4 protein-coding genes and 1 pseudogene are annotated in these 4,633 nt (G+C 56.8%); 3 read left to right on the top strand and 2 right to left on the bottom strand.

Going from position 1 to position 4,633, the window contains the following annotated elements; all coding sequences use genetic code 11:
* Positions 1-90: DUF2950 family protein (locus tag C7476_RS29595; RefSeq protein ID WP_114432014.1), on the top strand; the 90-nt coding region annotated here is incomplete at its 5' end.
* 712 nt (positions 91-802) lie between these two features.
* Here the strand turns inward: C7476_RS29595 and C7476_RS27665 are convergent.
* Positions 803-1,428 (bottom strand): annotated as a pseudogene (locus tag C7476_RS27665) (IS110 family RNA-guided transposase); the annotation flags it as partial.
* A gap of 417 nt (positions 1,429-1,845) precedes the next feature.
* Between C7476_RS27665 and C7476_RS27660 the strand changes: the two are divergent.
* Positions 1,846-2,103: a hypothetical protein gene (locus C7476_RS27660; RefSeq protein WP_114433112.1), complete on the top strand. Its 258-nt coding sequence runs from the start codon at positions 1,846-1,848 to the stop codon at positions 2,101-2,103.
* A gap of 284 nt (positions 2,104-2,387) precedes the next feature.
* Positions 2,388-3,917, top strand: a complete 1,530-nt coding sequence (locus C7476_RS27655; protein WP_114433111.1) for a phospholipase D family protein — start codon at positions 2,388-2,390, stop codon at positions 3,915-3,917.
* Between the two features lie 258 nt (positions 3,918-4,175).
* Here C7476_RS27655 and C7476_RS27650 read toward each other — a convergent pair whose 3' ends face one another.
* Positions 4,176-4,409, bottom strand: a complete 234-nt coding sequence (locus C7476_RS27650) for a L,D-transpeptidase (protein ID WP_245426654.1) — start codon at positions 4,407-4,409, stop codon at positions 4,176-4,178.
* Positions 4,410-4,633: the final 224 nt, after the last annotated feature.

Below are 4,633 nucleotides of genomic sequence, written 5' to 3'. Positions count from 1 at the left end.
GAAAAGGACCTCGGACCGGCTACCGACAAGATGGTTAAAGAGATAAGGTCATTCAATCCGGATCAAACATGGGATTCGGTTGACGACTGATCGCGACGTTCAAAAGGGGGACAGCGATGAGATATTCCATGGGGGTTGCAACCGTATATTGAGGGCTGGTCTTCTGGCCGCAAGTCCAAGCTCCCATATTTGCGGAAGCTCTAATGACGGACGAACGGTAAGCAATCGGTTTGCGACAGAACTCCCAAGAAGGCCCCCCGCGACTACCAGTAGTAGAACAGCAGACACAACACGACGGCAACGAAAATAAGTGCGAATACTACAGGCTTGATATCCCAGTCATCGTGCATTTAATTCCTCCTTGCGATCGCGGCGAAGCCATTCCTGCCCCATCGCTCCGGGCCATCGAGATGATCCACATAATGCGCAAACGACAGGCGGGGTACGCCTGTAATCCCGGTCCGTCCATCGCCAAGCAAGTCACCATCCCTGCTGCATGACAATCGGGTATCGCCCCGCTCATTGAAAATTTGCGACGTGTATGGACGCCCCGATGGGTGCAAGGAAAATCTTTTGGAAGATATCGCGTGTAGTCGGGCGCTGACATGTATCCGGCCTCTGATGCAGCGTTCTAGATGCCTCGGGCCTGTATGGGAGTTCGCGGACCGGGTCCAATTCAGAACCGCGTGCTTTAAGCACATCGTCGCAATCTGGTTTTCCCGATCCCGTCTCGTCGACCGTTACGCCATACCTTCCATCTGACCTCCCTACACCTGCGACGGCCCCATGATCGCTGCAGAGTTTATTCTGCCGCGATATGAGCCCGATAGATTCCACCCTTGGCCATCAAGGCCCAAACGATGCGTGCCATCTTGTTGGCAAGGGCAACCCTCACAAGCATCGGCGGTTTGCGTTAGAGCATACTCGCCAGCCATGATCCTGCCACGGCTCCCTTTCGCGCCGCCCACCGGACAACAGTACTCGCCCCGATGATGAGCAGACGGCGCAACGTTCGTTCCCCCATCTTCGAGGTCTTACCGAGCCGCTGTTTGCCCCCAGTGGAGTGTTGCAGCGGTGTGAGCCCAAGCCACGCGGCAAAATCCCGTCCACGTTTGAACGTCTCAGCCGCCGTGCCAATGCTGTCAGCGCCATGGCGATGACAGGACCAATTCCAGGAATAGTCATCAAACGACGCGCTACTTCATCTTCTTTGGCTCGGCGGGCGATCTCATTGTCCAGAAGCCTGGTGCGCTCATCCAGTGCACACAGTGCCTCAACCAACACCTCAGGCACGGGACGCGCCATATCGGGCAAAAGCTTCTTCAGATCCTCCACCGCCATCATCAGTTTGGTAACATGAGCCGGACCTTGCGCAACGACAATTCCAAACTCGGCAAGATGGCCTCGCAGGGCATTGATGATCTGCGTTCCTGCAAGCGGCCCTTAGTGCGGCCGCTGGGCGCTTCTACCAGATCGGCATGGGTGGGGATGCCCGAGGGCTGGACGTTCGCGTTCCGCACTTGTCGGGCGCATGCCACTGGGACAAGAAGCGCAGCTTCGGCCCCCGCCCGTGACGCGCGAGGGCCCTGCCACGCCCACCTGCACGCGGTGCCGAAGCTGTTATCGCTTGGTCATCCTGAATACTGAGCGTATTGTGCAATCATGGAAAAGGCGTCCAATTCTTTTCCATGATTGCCCCAAATAAGCCCGCTGTCAGCAGACCTCGCGGCAGCGGGAGTTTGGAAAACCTAATCTTAAAGGTGAGCGTACACGTTTTATCGTGTTCAGCACGATGGACGCCGCCCCAGCGAGCTCGCCCCAACCCCTTTAAGGGAGGATACTAAAATGCCCTATTTAAAGCCTTTATTTACCGCATCGATAATCGCGATATCTCTTGCCGGTTTACCTGCAATATCGTGGGCGACGGAGCAGGGCCAGCAACGTCAGCAGGCGCGTGACACCCGCCAGCAGGCGCGCCCAGAAGCACGACAAACAAAGCAGGACTGCCGCGCCGCCAACCAGAAAAGCAACGCTGCATGCCGTCAGGATAAACGGCAAACTAAGCAGGACGCACGCAAAACAGGCCGAGCCATCAAATATTGATTTTCGGCCCTTGTTTCGCAAAAAAGCCCGCCGCTGGGTTCAAAGCAACGGCGGGTACGGGGTTCGTCAACCGCGGCGATGGGCGACACGGTCGGACGATGTGATTGTGGGCTCATGGGGGCGTAGCTACAATCGGGTCTTACCCTACGTTGGCAGTTAATTTTCCCGGCCTTTGTCGTCTTGCTTGCGATCTGTACTCGCGGCAAAGTGCGCGACACAGCCAAAGTCCAGCTTTGCGAGCCGCTAAGGGACGTTGGCGTGGTGCGTTCTGGATGGGGGGTAGTATGAAACCATTTATCTCGGCCGCGGGGCTCTCGTTGTTTCTTCTCGCCGCCTGTTCGCACACTGTGCGAACGTTCGAGCAAACACCGTCATATTCGCCGGCGCTGCCGACAAGCACGCGGCTGACACAACTTGTCCAAAAGCTTGGTGATCCAAAGGACGGTCGCTCCGGGGTCAGGCTGATCGGCAACGGAGAAGAAGCTCTTGCGGCGCGCTTGGCGCTTGCAGCGGCCGCCGAAAAAACGATCGATGCGCAGTATTACCTTGTGCACAATGATTCTACCGGAAAAATCTTTGCGTGGAGCTTGCTGCAAGCCGCGGACCGGGGTGTGCGGGTGCGGCTATTGCTCGATGACATGGACACTAAGAGCTATGACGCCGTGACCGCAGCTCTGGACTCGCATAAAAACATCGAAATCCGGCTCTTTAACCCGTTCTGGCGGGATCAGAGCCTTGTCGCGGCCGGCCTCACCGACTTCAAGCGGATCAACCGCCGGATGCACAACAAGTCGATGACCGCCGACAACGCCATGTCGATCGTCGGTGGCCGCAATATCGGCGATGAGTATTTCCTGGCCAAGAGGGAATTGAACTATTCGGATCTCGATCTGCTGGTTGCTGGACCCGTTGTCGACGAAGTCTCGACAAACTTTGATGAGTACTGGAACAGCAAGTTTGCAGTGCCTGCGCGCGCCGTCGTTGGCAAACCGAAGGGGTTCAGTCTCGCCGAAGCTCGCGATCGCCTTGACAAGATCATCGGGAAAGCCCGGGAGACGGAATATGCCAGCGTCGTGCGTGCGGCTGCGAAGCAGAACCTAACGCCATCGACGCTGAAGCTCGCGTGGGTTCGCGCCAAAATGTACTCGGACCCCCCTTCAAAAGCGGCCGGTGAAGACAACAAAGAAGCGATTCTTGCCTCTCAACTGGCAAAGTATTTCGCCCATGCGACATCAAAGGTTGAGATCGTTTCTGCATATTTCGTGCCAGGCAAACGCGGCACAGAGTGGTTGCGGGAACTTGAGGCGCGGGGCGTCGAGGTTTTGGTTGTAACCAATTCGCTGGCATCAAACGACGTGAAACCCGTCTATGCGCATTATGCAAAGGACCGGCGGGCTCTTCTGGAAGGTGGAGTCCACCTCTATGAACTTCGGCCTGACGCAGATCAAGAAGCGCGGCGCGGCGTCAATTGGGGAGAATCGCGATCGGGTCTGCATGCCAAGGCGTTTACCATCGACGATCATTACCTGTTCGTCGGTTCGTTCAACTGGGACCCGCGGTCGGTGAATATCAATACGGAGATGGGCATTCTGATCGACTCGCCTGAATTTACCAAGAAGACGTCGAATGCCCTAAGAGGCGTTCTAAGAGAAGAAACCTTTGCCGTAAGGCTGGGCAAGGACAAGCGGATCTCGTGGACTGAGACCGAGCCGGACGGGACGCAGCGGATCTATTATCATGAGCCGACGGGGTCGCCCTGGGATCAATTCGTGGCGGGATTTTATGCGATTCTCCCTATCGGTTCGCAGCTCTGAGGTTTTCGCGACGCAACCAGCCTAACCGGCGCTCTAAAGTGATGTCTTTGTCCCCACCTTTCGTCATCGAAACCGGAAAGTTCGAGACCTAGCTAGACTGTATCGTTCGCCGCGAGCGCCAAACAGGATAATTGTATTCGACAACTGAAGCGATGGCGGCTGGAGCAAAGTGTTCTTGCCGCCTTCCGCTGGCCCTTGCCGTTGGCCACAATTAGGCGATCCATGCCCACGGTCACCGGACGTGTCACACGTATTGGATCACGAGCGTGGAGAGAATGTTGAGGTGGGATCCAAGACCACGACCTTCGTGCCGACCGGGACGAGATCATAGAGTTCAACAACCTGATCGTTCGTCATATGAATGCACCCGTTGGATGCAGCCTTGCCGATCGAGGACGGGTCTGTAGTGCCGTGAATGCGACAGTATGTACGCGGCCGTTTTGGTAGAGGGCGCGAGCGCCCGGCGGATCCGTGGGTCCACCGTCGAGACATCATGTCGTTCGTTGGAATCCAAGGGAGTCTGTACACCCCCACCCAGCGAGCCGTCGAAACAATTCGACCTTGCGCGCTTGTGGCTGATAGGTGCTCAGATACCGCTCGTCTCAACCCGCAGGCCCGGTGTAACCAATCGCATTCGGCCCCCCATTCATCTCTCGAAGCTTGGTTATGTACTGCTGCGGACGCAGCAAGTGGCCGGGCACTTTATAGCCCATGGA

The sequence above is a fragment of the Phyllobacterium bourgognense genome, from assembly GCF_003337575.1.
In the GTDB taxonomy this organism is placed as follows: domain Bacteria; phylum Pseudomonadota; class Alphaproteobacteria; order Rhizobiales; family Rhizobiaceae; genus Phyllobacterium; species Phyllobacterium bourgognense.
The sequence above is the reverse complement of the archived record's forward strand: the minus strand, read 5'-3'. Positions and strand labels throughout refer to the sequence as shown.